The organism is Staphylococcus sp. 11262D007BW, from assembly GCF_053547815.1.
Window position 1 is genome coordinate 1,649,752 of record NZ_JBPWPJ010000001.1, and the last position, 22,579, is coordinate 1,672,330.

Annotated in this window: 19 protein-coding genes; 8 read left to right on the forward strand and 11 right to left on the reverse strand. The window is 35.3% G+C overall.

Features of this window, described 5'->3' with window-relative positions; genetic code table 11:
- Window positions 1-135: 135 nt before the first annotated feature.
- Both ACEE93_RS08300 and ACEE93_RS08305 read right to left on the reverse strand, forming a co-directional pair.
- The gene (locus ACEE93_RS08300) at window positions 136-969 is read right to left on the reverse strand and encodes a hypothetical protein (protein WP_449155014.1); all 834 of its coding nucleotides are present in this window, start codon (window positions 967-969) and stop codon (window positions 136-138) included.
- 166 nt (window positions 970-1,135) lie between these two features.
- Entirely contained in the window at window positions 1,136-1,648 is a 513-nt protein-coding gene (locus ACEE93_RS08305) for a GNAT family N-acetyltransferase (protein WP_449155013.1), read from the reverse strand.
- Between the two features lie 123 nt (window positions 1,649-1,771).
- Here ACEE93_RS08305 and ACEE93_RS08310 point away from each other — a divergent pair, with 123 nt between their 5' ends.
- Both ACEE93_RS08310 and glcP read left to right on the forward strand, forming a co-directional pair.
- Window positions 1,772-2,758 (forward strand): oxidoreductase, encoded by a 987-nt coding sequence (locus tag ACEE93_RS08310; RefSeq protein ID WP_449155012.1) that lies wholly within the window; start codon window positions 1,772-1,774, stop codon window positions 2,756-2,758.
- Window positions 2,759-2,933: 175 nt separating this feature from the next.
- Window positions 2,934-4,262, forward strand: a complete 1,329-nt coding sequence (gene glcP / locus ACEE93_RS08315; protein WP_449155011.1) for a glucose transporter GlcP — start codon at window positions 2,934-2,936, stop codon at window positions 4,260-4,262.
- Window positions 4,263-4,355: 93 nt separating this feature from the next.
- On the opposite strand, the gene ACEE93_RS08320 is transcribed toward glcP, so the two are convergent.
- From ACEE93_RS08320 to ACEE93_RS08340, 5 genes are all read right to left on the reverse strand, one after another.
- On the reverse strand, window positions 4,356-4,766 hold the full coding sequence (locus ACEE93_RS08320; RefSeq protein ID WP_449155010.1) for a DUF2871 domain-containing protein: 411 nt from the start codon (window positions 4,764-4,766) through the stop codon (window positions 4,356-4,358).
- 72 nt (window positions 4,767-4,838) lie between these two features.
- Entirely contained in the window at window positions 4,839-5,435 is a 597-nt protein-coding gene (locus tag ACEE93_RS08325) for a YcnI family copper-binding membrane protein (protein ID WP_449155009.1), read from the reverse strand.
- Window positions 5,436-5,454: 19 nt separating this feature from the next.
- Entirely contained in the window at window positions 5,455-6,696 is a 1,242-nt protein-coding gene (locus ACEE93_RS08330; RefSeq protein ID WP_449156494.1) for a copper resistance CopC/CopD family protein, read from the reverse strand.
- 206 nt (window positions 6,697-6,902) lie between these two features.
- Window positions 6,903-8,189 (reverse strand): group II intron reverse transcriptase/maturase, encoded by a 1,287-nt coding sequence (gene ltrA / locus ACEE93_RS08335; RefSeq protein ID WP_449156320.1) that lies wholly within the window; start codon window positions 8,187-8,189, stop codon window positions 6,903-6,905.
- A gap of 616 nt (window positions 8,190-8,805) precedes the next feature.
- Entirely contained in the window at window positions 8,806-10,458 is a 1,653-nt protein-coding gene (locus ACEE93_RS08340) for a Na/Pi cotransporter family protein (RefSeq protein ID WP_449155927.1), read from the reverse strand.
- 468 nt (window positions 10,459-10,926) lie between these two features.
- Here ACEE93_RS08340 and ACEE93_RS08345 point away from each other — a divergent pair, with 468 nt between their 5' ends.
- The 4 genes from ACEE93_RS08345 (at window position 10,927) to galU (ending at window position 16,014) form a co-directional block, all read left to right on the forward strand.
- Window positions 10,927-11,391 carry a MarR family winged helix-turn-helix transcriptional regulator gene (locus tag ACEE93_RS08345; protein ID WP_449155926.1) on the forward strand — a complete coding sequence of 155 codons (465 nt, stop codon included), beginning with the start codon at window positions 10,927-10,929 and terminating at the stop codon, window positions 11,389-11,391.
- Window positions 11,388-12,326 carry a magnesium transporter CorA family protein gene (locus ACEE93_RS08350; protein WP_449155925.1) on the forward strand — a complete coding sequence of 313 codons (939 nt, stop codon included), beginning with the start codon at window positions 11,388-11,390 and terminating at the stop codon, window positions 12,324-12,326. Before ACEE93_RS08345 ends, ACEE93_RS08350 begins: the two co-directional genes overlap by 4 nt.
- A 513-nt stretch (window positions 12,327-12,839) precedes the next feature.
- Window positions 12,840-14,984, forward strand: a complete 2,145-nt coding sequence (locus tag ACEE93_RS08355) for a helix-turn-helix domain-containing protein (RefSeq protein ID WP_449155924.1) — start codon at window positions 12,840-12,842, stop codon at window positions 14,982-14,984.
- A 142-nt stretch (window positions 14,985-15,126) separates the two neighbouring features.
- The gene (galU, locus tag ACEE93_RS08360) at window positions 15,127-16,014 is read left to right on the forward strand and encodes a UTP--glucose-1-phosphate uridylyltransferase GalU (RefSeq protein ID WP_449155923.1); all 888 of its coding nucleotides are present in this window, start codon (window positions 15,127-15,129) and stop codon (window positions 16,012-16,014) included.
- 74 nt (window positions 16,015-16,088) lie between these two features.
- On the opposite strand, the gene ACEE93_RS08365 is transcribed toward galU, so the two are convergent.
- Window positions 16,089-17,279, reverse strand: a complete 1,191-nt coding sequence (locus tag ACEE93_RS08365) for a CynX/NimT family MFS transporter (RefSeq protein WP_449155922.1) — start codon at window positions 17,277-17,279, stop codon at window positions 16,089-16,091.
- Between the two features lie 196 nt (window positions 17,280-17,475).
- On the opposite strand from ACEE93_RS08365, the gene ACEE93_RS08370 reads away from it, so the two are divergent.
- Window positions 17,476-17,820 (forward strand): DUF4889 domain-containing protein, encoded by a 345-nt coding sequence (locus ACEE93_RS08370; protein WP_449155921.1) that lies wholly within the window; start codon window positions 17,476-17,478, stop codon window positions 17,818-17,820.
- Between the two features lie 68 nt (window positions 17,821-17,888).
- Here the strand turns inward: ACEE93_RS08370 and ACEE93_RS08375 are convergent, their stop codons facing one another.
- The 3 genes from ACEE93_RS08375 to ACEE93_RS08385 form a co-directional block, all read right to left on the reverse strand.
- Entirely contained in the window at window positions 17,889-18,806 is a 918-nt protein-coding gene (locus ACEE93_RS08375) for an EamA family transporter (protein ID WP_449155920.1), read from the reverse strand.
- A 352-nt stretch (window positions 18,807-19,158) separates the two neighbouring features.
- Window positions 19,159-20,232: a M42 family metallopeptidase gene (locus tag ACEE93_RS08380; protein WP_449155929.1), complete on the reverse strand. Its 1,074-nt coding sequence runs from the start codon at window positions 20,230-20,232 to the stop codon at window positions 19,159-19,161.
- 193 nt (window positions 20,233-20,425) lie between these two features.
- Window positions 20,426-20,782: a DUF3139 domain-containing protein gene (locus ACEE93_RS08385; protein ID WP_449155919.1), complete on the reverse strand. Its 357-nt coding sequence runs from the start codon at window positions 20,780-20,782 to the stop codon at window positions 20,426-20,428.
- A gap of 193 nt (window positions 20,783-20,975) precedes the next feature.
- Here ACEE93_RS08385 and ACEE93_RS08390 point away from each other — a divergent pair, with 193 nt between their 5' ends.
- Window positions 20,976-22,577, forward strand: coding sequence for a M20/M25/M40 family metallo-hydrolase (locus ACEE93_RS08390; RefSeq protein WP_449155918.1), 1,602 nt, complete (start codon window positions 20,976-20,978; stop codon window positions 22,575-22,577).
- Window positions 22,578-22,579 lie beyond the last annotated feature (2 nt).

Genomic DNA, 22,579 nt, shown 5'->3' on the forward strand with positions numbered 1-22,579 from the left:
GTGCACGATTCGTCAAAATTTGACGGATGATAAATGGAACGACCAACTAAACGAAGTCGATCTTTATTTCGTTCACTTCTGCTTAAATCCTGAGCGCTTTTGTCTCAACCTCTAGTGTATTATTTCATATTGCGTTTATTGTTGATAAGCTGGATCCACAATTTTGGCTTGACCAGTATAATCTACTGTTACAAGCATATATGTGCCAGGGTTAGATTGATTAATAAAACTAAACATATATGTGTAGTTACCATCTTCACCTTGAATAGCATAATCATTGTACGGATTATTCGCTCCGTTTAATTGATTAGCTTCAGCAGTTGCCGCTTCTAAAGATGTTTCAAAATTAGGTAATTGTTGCAATGCAGTTTGTTGATTTACTTCTTGGCGTGCAAGATTTTGTGCAACAGGTACGACATTCTGACCTTGATAAGGTGCAACATATGATGACGTTTGTGTTGAGTCAACATTATTACTTTGATCATTCATTGCGACATTATTTTGAGCTTGAGATGATCCCTGATTATTTGTCGCATTTTGATTATTACTTGCGCCACCGTTCATTGTCGCTTGTTGATTACCATCTGCTACTTGTTGATTATTAGTGCCTTCATTATTCATTGATGCTTGATCATTATTTCCTGCAGATGAGGCTTGGTTATCCATGTTAGCGTTATTTCCGTCTTGATTGTCATTTTGCTCTGAAGATGATGCTGAGTCATTTTGAGTTGCTTCATCATCATTTGAATCTGTGTCATTAGATGCTTTGTCGTTAGATGCTTTGTCATTGTCTTTTGAGTCTGAGTCATTGCTTTTACGATCTTTATCTTTCTGTTCGTTATCTTTCGATTGTTGCGTTTGTGAATCATTGTTACTTTCATCTTGACCATTGTCGCTTGAATCGTTATTAGCCGAACATGCTGATAAAACAATACTAAACATTAACATACTTGCAAATAATTTTTTCATGCGATTCACTTCCTTTTATTTTTTATGATACAAGACTCAAGTTCATCGTATCATATTCGTTACTAAGATTGTGAATTTTTTATAACTTTATTTTACAATGGGATTTACTTTTTTATTCACTTTTCTCCATTTTATAAACATCGTATATAAATAATGAGTGATCGCTTTATAAATGTTTTTCAAATATTAAATCTCGGTCTACTATGCCTTCCATTACAAATTCATGGTCCCCTGTTTCGACCAGTCCTTGTTTTTTATAAAAAGCAATAGCGCCATGATTTTCTTCCCAAACGCCTAACCAAACTTTCGTTTTCCCTAATGACTTAGCGATATCAAATGCGTTTTGAATTATTAATTCTCCCAGTTTTTGACCTTGAAACTGCGGTAATACATAAAGTCGCTGTATTTCTGCATAATCATCATCAAATGGCTCACTTTGCGCTTCACCGACATTTAATCTAAAATAACCGCAAATTTCAGAGCCTTTCTTTAAAAAATAGTAATATACATTGTCATCAGAGAGTTCTTCTTCTAATGTTGCTATACTAAATGCATTTTGACAGTAGTTTTCAAGTACAGTGGGGTCATAATCGTCTTGATAACTCACCGCAAATGTTTCCCTACCTATTGTTCTAAGTGCTTGAATTTGAGATTGATCGACATGTTGAATTTGATACATTGTGGCCTCCTTTATTTAATCATATACCTTTTTTCTTACAATCTAATCCGAAAAGTTGCAAACATATTTCCACAATTGCTATTCTTTTTACACTACATATTATAAATAAGGAGGTCTACGTTTGTGGAACAATTCAACGCTTATTTCGCACAGCAAACAGACTCAGAATTTCATGTTGACTTTAAAAAATTAACTTTAGATGATTTACCAGAAGGCGATGTCACAGTTCGTGTTCATTATTCAAGTATGAATTATAAAGACTATCTAGCTACAAAACCGAACAATAAAATCATCCGTTCTTATCCTATGATTCTTGGTATTGACCTTGCTGGTACAGTGATTAGTTCTGATAACCCTTCTTTTGAAAAAGGCGATAAAGTGATTGCGACTGGCTACGATTTAGGGGTTAATTATTTCGGTGGTTATAGCGAAGTCATCCGTCTAAAAAGTGAATGGCTGATTCCATTACCGGAAGGATTAACATTAGAAGAATCCATGATTATTGGTACTGCTGGCTTTACAGCTGCATTATCAATACAACTTTTAGAAGATAACAAAATTGCCAATACGAATGGTCCAGTCCTTGTTAGAGGCGCCACTGGTGGCGTTGGTTCAATGGCTACAATGATGTTAAATCAAATCGGTTACAAGGTGATTGCTAGTACGGGACAACAAGACCAAAAAGATTACTTAACCTCTATTGGCGCAGATGAAGTCATTCCACGTATTTCTGATAGCCAAAAACCACTGGAAAAGACACGTTGGCAAGCAGTGGTTGACCCTGTAGGTGGGGAAACGATTGGCGATGTAGTTAAATATATTCAACCACAAGGCGCAATTGCATTAAGTGGTAATGTGAGTGGAGAAACATTTTCTTCTACTGTATACCCATTTATATTACGTGGCGTACGTCTTCTAGGGGTAGATTCTGCTTACTTCCCTATGAAACGTCGTCAGCATATTTGGCGTCGTTTAGCGACTGATATTAAGCCGGATCAATTACATGATGTTAAAACTGTCATTCCATTCAAAGACTTAGAAAAAGGATTTGAAATGCTTCACAACAATCAACATCGTGGCAGAATTATTATCGATATGGAAGTGGAATAACTTTCTATCGTGATTACCCACAAATGCTTTGATTGCTAGATTTGTCACCTATCAAATCTAGCAATTTTTTGCGTTTAATTTAAATTTTGTTCACAATATTTACAGTTTATTTTTATTTACGTATGATTCATGAAAGCGTATACTAAATGTGCAATATATTGAGGAGGTTTCCCTAATGAAAATCAATAAAAAATTAATTTTCTTCATTGGTGCACTTGGGGGCCTACTGTATGGGTATGACATGGGTGTCATTTCTGGAGCTTTATTATACTTAGAAAAAGATATCCCACTCACTGCATTTACAGAAGGCTTAGTTGTATCATCTATGCTAATTGGTGCCATTTTCGGATCTGGCTTTAGTGGCCCACTTTCCGAAAAATTTGGACGAAGACGTCTCGTATTCGTCATCTCTATTATCTTTATCATTGGTGCTTTAATCTTAGCATTCGCACCAACAATGGAAGTATTAGTGATAGGACGTCTCGTTATTGGATTAGCTGTCGGTGGTTCAACTGCTATTGTGCCAGTTTATTTATCAGAACTTGCACCAACTGAAGCACGTGGCTCATTGAGTTCACTAAATCAACTTATGATTACAATTGGTATTTTATCGTCTTATATAGTAAACTCTGCTTTTGCTCCAATTGAAGGTTGGCGTTGGATGCTTGGCTTAGCTGTAGTACCATCACTTATTTTAATGATTGGTGTTATCTTTATGCCAGAAAGTCCGCGTTGGTTATTAGAAAAACGTGGTGAAAAAGCTGCACGTAAAGTGATGAAACTCACTTACCCTGAAAATGAAATCGACAATGAAATCAGTCATATGAAACATATTAATGATATTTCAGAAAGTACATGGACTGTTTTAAAATCACCATGGCTCTTATCAACTATTATCATCGGTAGTGTTTTTGCGTTATTACAACAATTAATTGGGATTAACGCCATTATCTATTACGCACCGTCAATCTTTGCCCAAGCTGGCTTAGAAGATTCCGCTTCAATTTTAAGTACGGTCGGTATCGGTACGGTCAACGTATTGGTTACAATTGTAGCGATTTTCATTATCGATAAAATTGATCGTAAAAAATTACTCATCATCGGTAACATCGGTATGGTAGCCTCATTACTACTGATGAGTTTACTGATTTGGTTAATCGGTGTGAATAGTGCTGTATGGATTATAATGATTTGTTTATCAGCATTTATTATTTTCTTCGGTATCTCATGGGGCCCTGTATTATGGGTAATGTTACCAGAACTATTCCCAATGCGTGCGCGTGGTGCCGCAACAGGTATTGCAGCGCTTGTGTTATCCATCGGAAGTTTACTTGTCGCTCAATTATTCCCTATGTTAGTCGAAGTTTTAAAAGTGCAACAAGTCTTCCTTATTTTCGCAGTTATCGGTATTATCGCATTAATCTTTGTGATTAAATTCTTACCAGAAACACGTGGTAGAAGCTTAGAAGAAATTGAAGCCGATTTACGTAAACGCAAAGCATAAACTTGATAAATTATTAAAAAGACGGTTCCCTTTTCGGGTAACCGTCTTTTTGTACGCTTTGTCAGACATCAATAGCAATTACCTAGACTCTATTTATCTAGGATTTTTAATGATGGCTTGTCTTAGTAATATAAATAATAGTATAAATCCAGCTGTGATAATCACATGACCCATACCGGCAAAACCAGCTATAGAGGGTGAGATAGATTGGCCTGCAATTTGCATATATCCTTTTGTAAACTGCATTCCAATCGTTACAACGACACCCACATTATAAACGATGTAAAACCAATTAAATAAGTAATAGCTGCTTATTTTAAATAATTTCTCTATAGGGATTAACATTAAAAACATAAACATCCCTAATGTTAATAAATGGGTGTGCATCACACTCATTTGCGTTTCGCCAGTATAATTAAAATGCACCGTGAGTTCACGATATAAAAAACCACTTACAAGTCCTAATGACGTATAAACAATAAAAGCATATAAAATTCGTTTCACAATCATTCACACTCCATCAATTATTCAAATCTACTTTATTATCTAGATTTAAATAATAGATGTCAATGCGATTTATTTGTCTTTTTTAGGAACATTGCGTTTAAATAATGCAATTAACGCAATAATTAATGACACAATACTTACAATCCATAAAGCAGTCGTACTACCAGATGAGGTTGAATCCCCTTCTGTGTCACCGGCACCTTTTTTAACTTCTGTTACAGGTGCAGGTGTGTCACTGTTTTCATCGTCACTTGTCCACTCTACAACGTCGCCATTGTCATATGTTTGAATTGCATTCCACTTAAATGACCCTTCCTCATCAGGATTATTGACTGTAATTGGGAAGTTCATAAATTCATTAGGTCCAATGCCATCTTCCGTTGCTTCCCAAGTAATTTTAGTGATATTACCTTGGTCATCTTTTTCAAATTGATTATCAAAGCCAGCTACTGGTTGTACATTCGCAACGTTGACACCATCTGGCACTTCTAATTCTACTTTTACGGTATTATCCTCTTGTTCGACTGGGACACGCACATTATATTCTTCCCTTGAACCAGGTTCACTACTATCTGGATTTAAAGAGACATGTGCATCAGCCGTGTACTTTACACTGAGCATTGCAAACATAGCTACTAAACTTAACACTAATTTTTTAACTGTCATAATGATTCTTCCTTTCTTTTTATAACGGGATTTCAATTTGACTCATAATGACGCCAGCTAAGATTAAACATAATCCCAACACGACTTCAATATATAAAATACTGCGATTAACTTTTTGTCTTTTGCCCATGGCTTGATAAGTTTGATATGCGCCTAACAACATTAACACAATCACTAAAGCGATCTTACTGAACCATAAGAAGGTGTACGTCGTAGGTTGTGTCACAATAGCTGTAATGGTTGTCGCATCGATAGACATTAATAATCCAGTCGCGATAATAACAATGGCCGCTGTCACATTTAATTTAAATATCGTATGTTTAATCGTTGTAAGATTAGCATGGTAGTCGGGCTTATTAAATATATATGCGACTAAATAGGCAAAACTACCTAACCACACAGAAATACCCGCTAAATGTAATGTACGAATAATGATTGAATAAACTGGCACAGATTGCGTCCATACGTGACCTGAAACAGCTAATCCTACAAAGAGCAATATCGCCATTAATACATACCAGATCGATTCCATATTTCTTAATGACATTAAAATCAGTACAACCATAATAGCGGTAGCGGAAATGACAAATGGAAATTGTATCCAAATACTAAAATCTAGGCTAAGCACTTTATCAATGACATCATTGGGTAAAGTCATTAAATAAACGATACCTGCTGAAAAAGCTGTCATTACTAATAGCCATAACGCGCTCCGATATTTTGGAATCAATTCATATGTCGGTGCATCATTACGTGACATAAATCGGTTTACAATAAATAGTCCTGTTAATATGAGCAATGCCCCTTGAAAAACAAAACGAATTAAGCCAAACCAGAAAAAGGGTTGTGCATAAATAGGTGTAGACATATCAATTGATCCTGCTGTACTTTCCCCGACTGAAAATTGATAATCTCCACTGATATTATGGCCGTCTAAAGACACTGTATCCCACTGAATAGCATATGTACCATCTTCTAAACTACTTGAATCAAACGTAAGTTTTTGTGATTGACCCGATTCATTTGGTTCAAGCGTGTCGACTTCGTTGCCTTCATCATCAAATACGGTTATCGTTGTATATTCCGTATAGACGGGCTCATTGTATTCTAACTCAATCGCATCTGGCACTTCTTGAACGGTACTATCAGCTGCAGGGGTTTGCGCTTGTAACGTCGCATGCGCTGACGCTTCGTTCCACTGCGCACCAAATAAACTCCCAATAATAACAAATAATAAAGTGAGATATACCCCATATTTCACTTTGAACACCAAAAACACCTCTACTTTCCATAATATTCATATTAAAAAATGATATCAAAAAGCGTTCAAAAAACAATACAACTGTTTGAATGTCAAATAATTGTCAAAGTTAAATTTTTATACCTGATAAATCGAGTAGGAGAATAACCATTATTTGGTTATTCGTCCTCTCACACCACCGTGCGTACGGTTCCGTACACGGCAGTTCAATATCTTGCGTAAGCCAGCTCTGCGAGGTGGACTAAAGGTATTAGTCCCCACTCGTAGAGTTGTTTTGTTGTAAGCGCACGATGGACTTCTTTTACACTTGAGAGTCGCCAATACTTCTTACGTGATTGTGAAACTCTCATTGCGCTATCATGGTCAAGTCCATATTTACGTAACATTTTGTATTTTGTTTTCGTTTTCTTCCATCTTTTAAGAATCAGTTGTCTAATACGACGGTTTAACCATGATTGTACTTTTGTTAAAAAGCCTTTAATAAACCCTCTACCAAAATAATTTATCCACCCTCGAGTCACTTGATTGATTTCTGTTATAATCTGTCTGAAGGTACCTGGTCTATTTCGTTTCGTTAGACGTCTTAAGGAGCGTTTTAAACTTCTTTTTGCTTCCATAGTCGGTCTGAAACGATAAATGCCATTTACTTTGGTCATTAGACAACTCAAGAACTTTAAACGTGTGACTGCACCTACCTTGCTCTTTTCCTTATTTACAATAAGTTTAAGATCCTTTTCGATGAATTTTGTCACACTCTCCATAACACGTTGGCCTGCTCGTTTTGAACGCACAAAGATGACGAAGTCATCAGCGTAGCGAATAAAACGATGTCCACGTTTTTCCAGTTCTTTATCTAATTCATGCAGATAGATGTTACATAATAGCGGCGATATAACGCCACCTTGCGGTGCACCGATTTCTTTATTCTTGTAGTTACCATTGAGGTCAATGGCACCAACTTGTAGACTTCTACGAATGAACTTAGAAATAGTTTTATCCTGGATATGACGCTCAAATAGATACATTAACTTGTCATGATTTAACATATCAAAACATTGTTTTAAGTCGCAGTCGACTGCGACTGAATAACCTTCTTCATAGTATAATGCACATTGCTTCAATGCAGTACCTGTACTACGATTTGGTCTGAAACCATGACTGTGATTTGAAAATGTACGGTCAATTTTAGGTTCAATGACTTGTTTAATGGCTTGTTGGATAACTCTATCTCTTGCGACAGGAATACCCAACACTCGTTTTTTCCCATTTGATTTTGGGATTTCAACTTTCCTTACTGCTTGTGGTTTGTATGTACCATCAAGCAGTTTCTTTCGAATTTGAGGAAAGTACTGCGAGAAGTGCCTATTCAAGTCACTAACACTCATACCATCAATTCCAGGTGCACCTTTGTTCTTTCTCACTTTCTTAATTGCTTTTTCAATGTTGTTTGGTCTTACAACAAGTTCCATCAAAGATGGAGACTCACGATACATTTCTTTCATTTCACCTAAGATTTACTGTACACACTTATATATCCTTTTTTCGTTCCACTACTTATCTTTCTATAAGTTGCCGGTATAAACCGTTTTCTGCACACCGTAAATCTATAACCTCCATTCTTTACTTTGTATTTAATATTGTTCAGTCCTTCGATATGTTTATACCTACTATGACTTCTGCTGATTTCTCATAATTCGTTGTTACTACGATTCTACGAATCGCTTATGAGACCTCCCCGGGTAAGGTGTAACCTCTTTCCACTCATGTCACCACATCATTTACTATATAGAACTCGGGTAGTATAGGACTTTATCTTGTATAGCAGATTCATCCATTCTACATAGCCTTAGTATGATGTTTCTGTTCGTCAGTGCGAGTGTTTGCGTCCGACTTCCTTCAGATTCCACTTCGCAGTGGACACCCTTGTCCTTCGCTAACAGTTCCTACTAACAAGCCTGTAACGGACTTTCACCGTCAAGATGTTACCCATGCCGGGCGCACTATAAAAAAAAAAGCTAAACTCAATAATTACTTGAGTTTAGCTTATATCCAATGAGTTGAGACCTAGTATGAATGCGCTAAGCAACCGATTAACAGCGACTCAACCCTCTATACAATTTCTTCCTCTTCTGTAGACACATCATCATTTAATCCAACCATTGCTTCTGAGATGTTACGCGCATTGTACCCAATACGTTCTAATACAGCAATGACATCTATGTACAACAAACCACCGTCTGTTGAACATTCTCCACGATTTAAACGTTTAATGTGGCCTTTTCTTAACTTATGTTCAATATTAAACGCTTGTTGACTGCGTTCAGCCACTTCATCTTTCTTCGTTGTGTCATAAACGTCTAATGTTTCGAGCGCTTTATTAAACGTTTCATCGACAAAATTAAATAACTTATCGATACCACGTAATGCATCATCTGTTAATTCAATTTGTTTATGTTTTTTACGTTCAATCAGTCTAGAATATTCACGTATTAAATCTGACACTTTAAGCATTGAACGGTTAACATCAAACATTACCGCAAGACGCTCGACATCTTTTTTATTGATATCTTTAGTTGAAATACGAACTAGATAGTTGCTAATACTATCGTTAATCGTTTCAACTGCTTGGTGCTTTTGTTCTAATGTTTTTGATAACTTTTTGTCAATGAGTGCTGGATTTTTAACATCATTCAGCATTGACTCTACAATTTGTCCGACATTTTGTAATTCTTTTTGTGTTTCTTGTAAAGCCACACCTGGTGCGTGATAAACTAAATCTTTATTTAAATGTTGTGGTTTATAATCTTCAGTCACATCTTTACCAGGAACTAATTTTGTAACAATCCATGCGAGTATGCCTACAAATGGTAATTGAATTAATGTATTCGTAATATTAAACGCACCATGTGCAAATGCAATACTCATAGCTGGTTTCAAGCTCCATGCATCTTGTAGCCATTCTACTAAATTAATAACAATTGGTAAGAAGAGAGCGAAAATAATAACACCAATCACATTAAAAATCACGTGTACAAATGCAGCACGCTTGGCAGCAATTGAGCCAGCAAGAGACGCTAGAATCGCTGTGATTGTTGTCCCAATATTGTCACCTAACAGTACAGGAATCGCACCTGTTAAATCAACCAATCCTTGGCCATAAAATTCTTGTAAAATACCGATTGTGGCACTTGAACTTTGTACTAATGCTGTTAATCCAACCCCAGCTAAAATACCATAAAGTGGATTTGAAGACATATCTAACATAATATCTTTAAATCCTTGCAAATCAGCGAGTGGCTTAACGGCACCACCCATAAATTCTAATCCAAAGAATAAAGAACCAAAACCGAATAAAATACGTCCGATGTTATTAATTTGCGAACGTTTAAAGAAGAAAATCAGAAAGGCACCTAACGCAAGAATTGGCATCGCATAATCGCCTAATTCAATACCAATTAAAAATGACGTTACTGTTGTACCAATGTTTGCCCCCATTATAACGCCAATTGCTTGCTTTAACGTCATAAATCCTGCAGTTACCAAACCAATGGTAATGACCGTCGTACCGGAACTACTTTGAATTAAAACCGTTACGACCATCCCTGCGATAACACCTAATATAGGGTTAGATGTAAATTTATTTAATATACTCCTAAGCCGATCTCCTGCAGAAGCTTGTAGACCGTCTCCCATTACTTTCAATCCGTATAAGAAAATACCGAGACCACCTAAAAATGAGAAAACGATCTCTGTCACTGACATGTCCATTTTTTCACCTCAATTAATGTATGTGAAGAGGCTGAGACAAAGGCATGTAGGAAACATTTAAACTCGAGTGAGTTAATCGTTCCTATGTATGCAAACGAAACACACTTGTAAATTTTTTGTTAAAAATCTTACTTAGGACTATCGCTTATCGATTTCCTAGGGCATTCCATCTTCATGTCCCATCCCCATATTCAAATGAGTTCACTTTAGATTATGAAGTATAAATGTAAATTTAATGTTAAGAAAAGATTAATTTTCTTTACTGTAAACGCTTTATTTATTACGACACCTTATCTAACGCTTTATTAATTTTCTTGTTTTATTTTAAAACACTTATTACCGCTTATCAATATTTACAAATGATTACTCTATCATTATTATTATAATATTGTTATCCCCCCATGACACAATGGGTATTGTTTATTATAATAATAAAAACAATAGTTTAAAGGAAGTTGTCATATGTCTCAAAATAATGATTATGAATTGTTTTTATTCTATTACGCTTATCAAACTTTTACTAAAACAGCTGATGACATTATCGCTCAATATGGCTTGAGCCGACAACATCACCGCTTTTTATTTTTTATCAATAAATTACCAGGGATTACTACTAAAAAATTATTAGAGAACCTAGAAATTTCCAAACAAGGTTCACATGCAACATTAAAATTATTAAAAGCAAAAGGGTATATTTATGAACGTCCAGATGAAAATGATCGACGTTTAAAATGTCTCTTTCCTACCGGCGAAGGCACAGCCTTAATTCAAAAACTGAATTATGCCCAAAGTGAACTTTTCAATCAGATTAAAGAATCAAAAGGCACAGATTGGTACGATATTATGGAAGGTTTCGCCGCATATCGCCAGGGTTATAAAGATATTCACCATTTAAAACACAATATTGACGAAGGAGAAAAACGTTGATTACTGCATACCGAAATGATCAAGATTTAAACGTACAAACGATAGATGATTGGGAAGCGGCGCAATGGCTTAATGTCGTTAAACCCACACAAGAAGAAGTTAACGACCTCATTCAAACTTATGGCTTCCCTAAAGACTTTTTAGAAGATGCTTTGGATAGTGAAGAAAGTTCGCGTATTGAATACGATGACGATAGTGGGTACTCACTGATAATTAGTGACTTTCCTATCACCAAATCAGGCACCTACAAGCTTAAAAGTTTTACGACCTTGCCACTTGGTATAATTATTGGCAAAGACATTATTGTGACAGTATGCGCTATTGATTTTCATTACTTTGAGCACCTTACAAAACAACGGATTAATTTAAAATTTAAAAGTCAGTTCGCACTGAATGTAATGTACGATATGGCTGCACAATATAACCGCAGTTTGAGATTATTAAATAAAGAACGCCGACAAGTGGAATATAATTTACAGCATCGTGTAACGAACAAACGATTGTATTTATTAAGTGAAATTGAGAAGAGCTTAGTGTATTTCTTAGCTTCTTTAGAAACGAACTCCTCCACGATTCGTCGTTTATTTAGATTACCTGCTATTAAACGGTTTGACGAAGATGAGGAATTACTAGAAGACTTACAAAATGAACATCAACAAGCCGTAGAGACGACCAACCTTTATTTGCGTATCGTAGAAAGTATGACCAATTCCTATGCGTCATTGCTGTCAAATCAGTTAAACACAACTATGAAAACATTGACGATATTTACGGTACTATTGACTTTACCAACACTCGTTTTCAGCTTTTTTGGGATGAACGTACCTTTACCTATTGATACAGAAAGCATGTTATCTTGGTTGATTATTCTCGTTATTTCATTTGTCCTTGTAGTTATTATGTTCACATTTTTATGGCGTAGTAAAAAACTATAAACGCATTACATCCAAAGCTGGGGCTCCTACAAGTGAGCGCCAGCTTTTTTTGATATGTCACTCTTTTATTCCGAAGCCCATTTGAAAGTTTAAAGAATTACTTCTATCCGCTCACATTTGTAATCAATTTGATAGAAAAGCTCAATACAATTGTAGCTTGTCAAAGGGCTGGACAATCCTTAATATAAAATACACCCCTATATATCACCCACTGAATCCAACATTCACACCTCTAAAGCCAAAAAAGATATCCCCTTAATATGCATGAGTAATATGTTCATTTTTTAACACACCCTCTTATATATATGGTTATTCTTTAATCGTTTATCTTGTTTTTTTATCTATATGCTTAATTTTATCAATCTTATTTCATTTAAAATCACATTTATTTTGTTCTTATCCCACTATTTTTATAAAAGCCTCAGCCCCATTGTACTCAAGCAAACTCAAACTTTATAATTGATTCAAATTATTACATGACAGTGTAAAGCACATCATTGAAAGAGGTTTATTATGCAAGGTGTCACAATTGAATTAATGAAACATTATCAAACAAACACTCACCGCATATTTAATGAAGTGCAACTCGTGTTTTCATATGAAAATGCACTTCAGTTAAAAATTAATGGCAAAAGCACACATTTTTATAATAAAATCGCGATTTTGAATCAAAATGACATTGTTAAAGGTCTAAATGGCACATCGGTCGTTATTATTCATATTCCGTTACATTTTTTCTCGAAATATCAAAGTAATTATTTTTTAGGGTACTTTGATAGAGATCAATTAACGTCTGATGAACATATTAAAATGCTGATTCGTAGCATGCTTATAGAAGATAATGTCAAAAAACAAAATATACTAATGGATGATATGATTGCCATCCTTTATGAAGAAGCATATGTCCCTACCGAACAGTTTTATATTCCAGAGGTTAGTTCACAAAATACTTTATTAACACATGTGATTGACTATATTAATCGTAACTATACTGAACGAATTACGCTTAAAAGTATTGCTGCACATTTTTTTGTTTCACAATCTTATATTTCTATTCTATTCAACAAATATATAGATATTAATTTCAAACAGTTCATCGTTTCATTGCAAATTAACCTTTCATTAAAAAAGTTGCTAATTTCAAATGAAACCATACAAAATATTGCAGTTCAATTTGGTTTTACGCATTACAGTAACTATTCGAAATTGTTTAAACAATTCGTGGGTTCGAGCCCAGTAGAATTTCGGAAACAACAACGATTACCTATCGAACCGCTTCAAATTCAAAATCACGATCAAACCCATTTTCATCAATATTTGATGACGCAATGGAACTCAACGACAAATGATCAAGAAACGACCATACGATTAAATTATTTAGAAGATACAACCTATATTCATTCAACTGAACTCTTTTTAGAATCATCGCATTTCAAATCAATTACTCAGGCGCTACAAGTCACAGCGTCATTACCTGATTTTACAAGTGATGAGACCGCTTATTTTTATTTTAATGAGCTCACTCAAATGAGTTTAAAATTTAAAGATATCAGTGAAATCGATTGGCTATATCAACAGATTTCATCTAAACCGATTCGTTTCGCTTTTAAAATTGATTCATTGTCGCTGTTCAAACGCTTTGAAAATGATTTTTTAAAGCCTATGATTTCAGTCATTTCGTACCAAACAACTTATCTTAGTCACTCAATACTCAATTTAAATATCGTCCTTGATATGAATACATTATCAATCAACGATATTCATTATATTAAACATCATTTATCTTTGTTGTTACCTAGTTGTCAGTATACCTTGTTGATTCCATTACCGATTAAAAACCATACTTATCAAACGTTACATCAACTTCAAGATTTAGGCATCACGTTTGATTACTTTATGCTGAGTTTTAAAGAACTTGATTTTAGTCAACTTGGTCAACCAACGACGCAGTCTACTTACCTAGAGCGTTTATATACAATGATTAATACGTTTATCAATACACTTTCAGAACATCAAAAAAGCAAAGTTATTTTTTCAGATATTACTGAAAAAGTGTTTAATACATTATTTGAAGAACGTTTTTTAAAACATCCTGAACTATTTATGTACTTTTTATTTAAGTTTAATCATCTTATAAATGGGTTTGCTTTACCATTTATGACAGAACATTATGGCCTGTCATATTATAATCAGTATGGTAATAAAACATCTTTAAACTTAATTTTTGAACTTTTTAAACCATTTGAAAATCATTTCATATTACAAACAAATCAATACTTGATTAATGAAACATCAAACGCTTACCATATTTTGTTGTTTGAGCCTTATGCATCGATTATGAAAAAAGAGTGGCCTGACCCACAAAAAATGCAGTTTCAAATTCTTTCAACCGAGTCACTTTCTGAAAATATCGTGGCAACCTATCATTATCATCGCACATTATCTAATGTCGAACATATTATACCGTCAGATGTGCAGCATTATTATATTCCTAGTCAACATATCGACGAAGTGAATAAAACCAATCATTTACAGTTGCAATTGAATATTCATCATTTCAACCAAACGCCTTTAACAATCTCTTTAAATAAAGGCGATATTAAACTATTAAAAATTTATAAAGATAAAGCCATTTTACGATACGATTTAGAATCGTAAGGATAAATGAACGAGACAGGACCATCGATTAACCTCCTCGTTCTCTCCTTTAACATAGTCGATGTTACGACACGTTTAGAAATTATTGCTATTTTATATTATAATGTGCTTAACATTGAACTTTTATAGGGGGATTTTTTGAATGTCTAAAATAAAAAAAGCCATCATCCCTGCTGCAGGGCTTGGCACACGATTCTTACCAGCTACAAAAGCAATGCCTAAAGAAATGTTACCTATCTTAGATACACCTACTATTCAATATATTGTAGAGGAAGCTTCTAAAGCAGGAATTGAAGACATTATCATTGTAACGGGGAAACATAAACGGGCGATTGAAGATCATTTCGACAATCAAAAAGAACTAGAAACGACACTAAAAGAGAAAAATAAAATAGAGCTACTCAATAAAGTTCAACATTCCGCTTCACTTGCTAATATTTTTTACGTCCGTCAAAAAGAACAAAAAGGATTAGGCCATGCCATATGGACAGCAAGACAATTTTTCGGCAATGAACCTTTTGCAGTCCTTCTAGGTGATGATATTGTTGAATCTGACCAACCTGCTATTCAACAATTGATGGAACAATATGAACAAACCGGAAAATCCATTATAGGCGTTCAAGAAGTGCCATACGATGAAACTGAACGTTACGGTATTGTAGAACCTAAAAGCGAAGGTTCACGTTTATATGAAGTAAATCAATTTATCGAAAAGCCAAAAGCTGGCACAGCCCCATCTAACTTAGCCATTATGGGACGCTATATTCTCACACCGCAAATCTTTAACTACTTAGATGACCAAGAAATCGGTGCAGGTGGAGAAATTCAACTTACCGATGCCATTGAACGTTTAAATCAAGACGATCAAGTTTACGCTTATCAATTTGAAGGCACACGCTATGATGTCGGTGAAAAAATTGGATTTGTGAAGACCACTCTTAGTTTTGCATTAAAAGATCCTTCTATGAAAGAGGCTATCGCAGAATATATGACGGATTTATTAGACGACTATCAATCAAACCAACACTAATTACTTCTTTAAAAGAATAAAGCACATCACAACCAGTGTTCAAACCTGATTGTGATGTGCCTTTTTAATTGAAATTATTTATCTTCAATATAGGCTGGTTGCGCGGCATATAAACCTACAATACATAATCCAATGGCCATTGCAATAAATAAGCCAATACCTATATTCCATGAATGGGTAAAATCATACGTTAATCCTAGTAATAATGGGCCTATCGAAGCAATCCAATAGCCTATGGATTGCCCGAATCCTGACAACGATAAACTGCCTTTCGTTGTACGTGAGCGAATCGAAAACAGTGTCATGCACAAGCTAAAACAAGCGCCTACACCCATCCCTGTTAAAATCATTGATACAATTAATATCCAATGTTGTGTACTAAATAGTAAAACAAAGCCACTAATCATTAGCGCAATAATGATAACAATTAATATACGTTGATTTTTCATTTTAGCGGCTAAAATCGGAAACGTAAAGGTCATCGGTAACTGGGCAAACTGATTGATCATTAAAAAATACCCCGCTGTTTCTGGATCTATCCCTTTGCTTACGAGTAAGGATGGAAACCAAGCGACAATACTATAGAACATCATACTTTGAAATGCCATCGTTAAAGCCACGGCCCATGCCATTTTTGACGTAAACACCTTTGTACGTGTGTGTTCTGTCTCCTGTTCTTTCTCTTTCGTCTTATTTAATTGCGGTAACCACACTACAATCGCAACGAGTGCGAATATACCCCAAAACACTAAAGATAAGCGGTAATTCATTGGTGTCATCGTGGATAATGGATAACTTAGACCACCACCTAAACCAGCAGTCAAATTCATCACAGCACTATAAATGCCTGTAATAATGCCAATTTGTAAAGGAAAACGCCACTTAGCATAAGCAGGTAGTGTCACATTCGCAAATGCAATTGAAATACCTAGCAAAATTGTCCCTATAAAAAAGAATGCTGTTCCTCCAGAAACTCTTATAACAAGTGCAATCAGCGTTAAAATGAGTGTAAAGCATAAAATGTGTGTCATCGTAATACGGGTCATGACTTTCGACACTAAGGGTGATACTGTCCCAAAAATAATAAGCGGTATCGTAGTAATCATACCCGCAATGGCATTATTAATATTTAAATCCGTTTTAATCTGATCAATAACTGGTCCCACTGCAGTTAAAGGTGCTCGCAATGTTGAGGCAATTAAAATAATACCAATCACAAGCAACCAATTATGTTGAATTTTATAGTCTTGATGCAAATTCTCCATTTCATCACTCCTCACGCGTACTTTTTCAACTCATAAAGACGTCCTTTAACATTTTATAACCGCTCTCACAGTCCTACCGTTAATAGCATACGGCTAATCGACATGAATCTGTCACATTTTTTAATAGGAAATGACTTCAATCATGTATCAGAATTTATTAAACTAAACTCAACTTATAAAAAAGGAGCCGAATAATATGAAACAAAAACAAACACTTGGCATCATTTTAATTGTTGTGATGCTCGTCATTACAATCGGAATTGTGATTGCCATTGCAATGTCTGGGCAAAAAGAAACATATTACGGTTATATGAAAGATCACAATACAGCAGAGAAAGTGATTAGTGAATCTTCAAAAGAAGTTGAAGAAAATGTCACAATCCCTACTGATGATCAGTTTCAACCTCAAAAAGGTGATTTTGTAAAATTAGTAGCCAATAAAGGCGATGACAATAACTATACTAAAAAAGAAGTTGTCGAGCACGACGACATTCCACATGGTTTAATGATGAAAATTCACGATATGGACATGTCTCATTAAACCCATTTAGGAGGTTGGGCTATGCTAAATGTATTAAATAGCGTCCCCGACCTCTTTTTCTGCCAATATCATCCATCTTTATTTTTCATGACTGACAACACTATAACCATCATAATAATGCATAGCACACCTACTAATTGCCACCATCCAAATGAAACATTCAGCCAAATAATTGACGTTAAGAGTGCCATTAAAGGTTCGAGTGTGCCTAATAGCGCCGCTTCATGAGGCCATATATAATTTAAGCTTTCGATATAAAACCAAAAGGCAAACATCGTGCCAAAAATAATTGCAAACCAAAAATAAACGTGTGTTTCCAATGTCCAAACAGATAAATCGACTTGCCATGGTGGATGAATTAGGCATAAAACTAGTCCGCCAATGAGCATTGCCCATCCCACAACATTTAAGGAACCCCATCGCGCTAAAAGTTTAACTGGGTACAACGTATAAAAAGCTAATGCTACAGCTGAAGCCAGCCCCCATAAGAGTGCCAATAAGGGAACCTGTAAGTTAGCAATATGACCATTAGTTAATAACAGGAAAGTGCCTGTTAATGCTAAAATGACAGCGATCACTTCTTTTCGTCCCATTTTTGTAACTTTTGTGATGACTAAATAGAGCATTATCAATATAGGCCCTAAATATTGTAATAACGTCGCGACCGCTGCATTACCATGACTAATTGAGGACATAAATGTATATTGGACCGCTAACATCCCCAATAATCCGTATATTATAATTTTTAATCTTGCGTGTTTATCCCACCAAATGATAAATACTTTTTTCCCTTGAGTAATGAACGCAATCACAATTAATAACAAACCAGATATCACTAAACGGACAGAGACAAACCAAGTTACATCAAGATTGGCGTATTGAAATAACCATTGAGAAGCGGTGCCACCAATTCCCCAGAATGTTGCGCCAATAATGACCAATATGTAACCAATCCATCGTTTATGTATGCTTCTAGAATGACTCATTTTCTTCACCATCCTTTGTTGCCTTACTCTACCAAACGTTACTTAAAGCGGTTGGAACAACAGCGTTCAGGATTTGAGCAGAAGTAAACGAAATACAGAACGACTTCGTTTAGTTAGTCGTTCTTACAAATGTATCAAAGCACATTTGATCATTTATAATCCGTCAAATTTTGGCAAATCGTGAACTTTCTGCCGAAAATCCTGCTTTTGGGACACCGTTAATAGGTTTCCCAATGCATTAATGCTTTATATACCAGCCCATATAAAAAAGAGTGGGACCTACTGAAATGTCCCAAACGTCATAATCTAGTATTGACGTATCCACTTGTTTTGCCCCACTCTTTCAATCTTATTACCAAATAATTTGATCAATTGTTTCATCATCTAATGAACGAACGATTTCTGTCACTAATTCGACTGCTTTTTCGTAGTCTTTAATGCTAATAACAGACACATTTGAATGCATATAGCGTAAAGGCACTGAAATCACAACAGAAGGCACGCCATCTAATGACGTATGAATGGATCCAGCATCTGTACCGCCACCTGGCATTGAATCAAATTGAATGTCGATATTATGTGCTTTCGCAATTTGTTTAATATGACGAATAAAGCCCACATGTCCAATATTTGTAGCATCAAGATTTAAAACGACAGGGCCATCGCCAATTACTGCATTGCCTTCATTTTCTAAATCTGGCGTATCAAATGCCACACCCACGTCTACAGCAATAGCTAAATCTGGTTTGATTTTGTGTGCTGCTACTTTTGCACCACGTAAGCCAACCTCTTCTTGAACATTTGCGCCGGCATAAACGTCGATATCTAAATTGTCTTGTTTAATACGTTCAAGTAAATCCACTGTTAACGCACAACCATAACGGTTATCAATTGCTTTAGCACTAATATAATCCTCATTCAGTAGTGTTTCAAACTCTGAATATGGTGTAATCATATTGCCAATTTCAATACCTGCCGCTTCAACTTCTTCTTTATCTTTTGCACCAATATCAATAAACATATGCTTAATTTCAACTGGTTTTTTACGTACTTCTTGACTCATAACATGAGGTGGTTTTGAGCCAATAATCCCTCTTATTTTACGCCCTTCATCTGTGGTTACGGTTACTTTTTGAGATAGCATCACTTGATTCCACCAACCACCGACAGGCGTAAATTGTAAATAACCCTTTTTAGTAATATTAGTTACCATAAAGCCAATTTCGTCAAGGTGCCCAGAAATCATGATGGATCGTTGACCTGTATTGGATGTTTTCTTGCCAAATACGCCTCCTAAATTATCATAAATCATCTCATCACTGTTAGGTTCAAGCAATGATTTCATTGTTTGTTTAACGTCATATTCATGTCCAGCAATTCCATCAATATCTGTAAGTTGTTTTAATAATTGTTTTGCATCTTTCACCATGATTCTCCTCCTTCACTTCAAATTAATACTATAATATCAAATTTTCACCGTTAATGTCGTGATTGGCACTTCTCTTTTAAAATATGATTGTATAACGTCATTACAAATTTACCTTCTCCCTATCAAAAAAGAGCGAGAAATCCACTTCGAACTTCTCACTCTTTGAATAACCTAACATCTCATTATGCTATTATTTTAATTTGTACTTATCATCAAAGAAATTATATGGCGCATCGTCGTCCATTTCTTTTGATTCACTATCAAACCCTTGTAAAAAGAACCCTTTTCTTAAACTCAATGGTTGCGCAATATACGTATTTTTTTTATCTCCTTTTAACGTTAATTCTTTATAAAAAATACCTTTACGATTGTCATAGTCTACTTTTTCTTCAATGATTTTATCTTCTAACTTATTTTCTGAAATATATTGATCGATCATTTTTACATTTTGATTTTTTTGAAATGCTTTAAATCCAAAAAAGCCGGCTGCAACTAAAATAAATAAAACAATTGCAACTAAGATAAAACCAAGTATTTTTTTTAGCATGTGTATTGTGCCTCCAAATCAAGATCTTTACTTTTCTCATCTTATCATAAAATGGAGGATTTCTAATAAAAGAGGAATTGTCGTCACACAACCGTCATATTCAAATATTTTTATATTGAGTTGCACTTTTATATGAAAGCCCTTACAATTGTAAAAAGAACCATCCAAATCATGTTTATAAAGGAGAGAAATCATGACTAAGAAATGGCAATCAGCATCTACTCGAGAACAACTACTTAAGCAATTAGTACTTCATGCAAGCATCACACATTCATCAGGTGAAAAAACATTTCCTTATATGATTCAAGATGAGTTAATGACGTTGGACTATTTCCAACACCACCCTGAACACCTTCAATTAGCTCCAACAAAAGATGAACGTCACGCTGTAGTCGCACTGTACAAAGCGCCTACTTCTAAACAAACTATCACTTTAATCAGTCATTACGATACAGTTGGCGTTGAGGATTATGGTTCTTATCAACACCTCGCATTTAATATGGAGGAGATTACAAATACCTTTCGCAATCACCCAGCTTATTTAAATGAAGATGCACTTAAGGATTTAAAGTCCGGTGACTATGTTTTTGGACGTGGGGCAATGGATATGAAACCCGGCCTTATGTTACATATGTCATTGCTTGAACAAGCGATCATCGAGCAGTGGGATATTAATTTAGTATTGATGACCGTCCCAGATGAAGAAGTAAATTCTCAAGGTATGTTAGCTGCGGTAGCTTGCTTAGATAGATTAAGAAACACACATGAATTAGACATTAAACTTCACCTTAATAGTGAACCGACATTTCAACAAGCCGGTAATGACATGAATCATTACTACTATACAGGGTCTATTGGTAAAATTATGCCCGGTGTTTTAGTTTATGGTAAAGAAACACATGTAGGTACACCTGCAAATGGGTTAAGTTCAAACTATATTTTAAGTTTTATCCAACAAGAAATTGAATACAGCGATACATTTAAGGAGTCATTTGACGGTGAATCAACGCCGTTTCCTGTGAGTCTGTTAGTTCAGGATATTAAGCATCACTATGATGTCCAAACTCCCTTCCGTTCTGTCGCTTTGTTCAATCTTTTCTTATTTAAACAACATGCGAATGCGATATTCGCCCAATTTAATCAAGCCGTTCAACGGGCAGTTGATAAAGGGTTCAACGCCTATTTAACACGTCTGCATAGCGAAGGGATCACACCACAGTTTAACATCAATGTCATGACTTATCATGAACTCCTTTCATACGCTTTCAACCACTACTCTAGTTCCCAAGTTCACCACATCATACATCATGCTACAACGGTTGAGCATGAGCCACATCTACAATCAATTAGTATTGTTGATCAACTCATGAAACTATGCCGTGACCTTGGACCTACTGTTGTGACATTTTTCGCACCACCTTATTATCCGGCAACAAATACATCTTCCCATCCGTTAATTGTGTCTATCGGACAAACCATTGAAAAGACACTTCAAGATCAGTTTAATCGCACCTCAAAAAGAATACATTACTTTAACGGGATTAGTGACCTTAGCTATGTCAGACCATCACCAGCTGGTTCACAATTTGATGCCTACCAAGAGAATACACCTGTGTTCAATCAAACGTATACGATCCCTTTTGAAGCCATCGAACGTATTCAAGCACCATTAATCAATTGTGGTCCTATTGGTAAAGATGCGCATAAAGTAACCGAACGTCTTCATCAAAAAAGTGCTTATGAAGAGTTACCGTTAATACTTGAAACCATCATCAAAACGCATTTCCTCTCATAACT

What these genes read in the sequence shown, in the direction of transcription:
- ACEE93_RS08300 (WP_449155014.1), bottom strand. Translation starts at nt 969, where the DNA reads ATGAAAAAATTATTTGCAAGTATGTTAATGTTTAGTATTGTTTTATCA.
- ACEE93_RS08305 (WP_449155013.1), bottom strand. Translation starts at nt 1,648, where the DNA reads ATGTATCAAATTCAACATGTCGATCAATCTCAAATTCAAGCACTTAGA.
- glcP (WP_449155011.1), top strand. Translation starts at nt 2,934, where the DNA reads ATGAAAATCAATAAAAAATTAATTTTCTTCATTGGTGCACTTGGGGGC.
- ACEE93_RS08325 (WP_449155009.1), bottom strand. Translation starts at nt 5,435, where the DNA reads ATGACAGTTAAAAAATTAGTGTTAAGTTTAGTAGCTATGTTTGCAATG.
- ltrA (WP_449156320.1), bottom strand. Translation starts at nt 8,189, where the DNA reads ATGTATCGTGAGTCTCCATCTTTGATGGAACTTGTTGTAAGACCAAAC.
- ACEE93_RS08340 (WP_449155927.1), bottom strand. Translation starts at nt 10,458, where the DNA reads ATGTCAGTGACAGAGATCGTTTTCTCATTTTTAGGTGGTCTCGGTATT.
- ACEE93_RS08345 (WP_449155926.1), top strand. Translation starts at nt 10,927, where the DNA reads ATGTCTCAAAATAATGATTATGAATTGTTTTTATTCTATTACGCTTAT.
- ACEE93_RS08355 (WP_449155924.1), top strand. Translation starts at nt 12,840, where the DNA reads ATGCAAGGTGTCACAATTGAATTAATGAAACATTATCAAACAAACACT.
- galU (WP_449155923.1), top strand. Translation starts at nt 15,127, where the DNA reads ATGTCTAAAATAAAAAAAGCCATCATCCCTGCTGCAGGGCTTGGCACA.
- ACEE93_RS08365 (WP_449155922.1), bottom strand. Translation starts at nt 17,279, where the DNA reads ATGGAGAATTTGCATCAAGACTATAAAATTCAACATAATTGGTTGCTT.
- ACEE93_RS08370 (WP_449155921.1), top strand. Translation starts at nt 17,476, where the DNA reads ATGAAACAAAAACAAACACTTGGCATCATTTTAATTGTTGTGATGCTC.
- ACEE93_RS08375 (WP_449155920.1), bottom strand. Translation starts at nt 18,806, where the DNA reads ATGAGTCATTCTAGAAGCATACATAAACGATGGATTGGTTACATATTG.
- ACEE93_RS08385 (WP_449155919.1), bottom strand. Translation starts at nt 20,782, where the DNA reads ATGCTAAAAAAAATACTTGGTTTTATCTTAGTTGCAATTGTTTTATTT.
- ACEE93_RS08390 (WP_449155918.1), top strand. Translation starts at nt 20,976, where the DNA reads ATGACTAAGAAATGGCAATCAGCATCTACTCGAGAACAACTACTTAAG.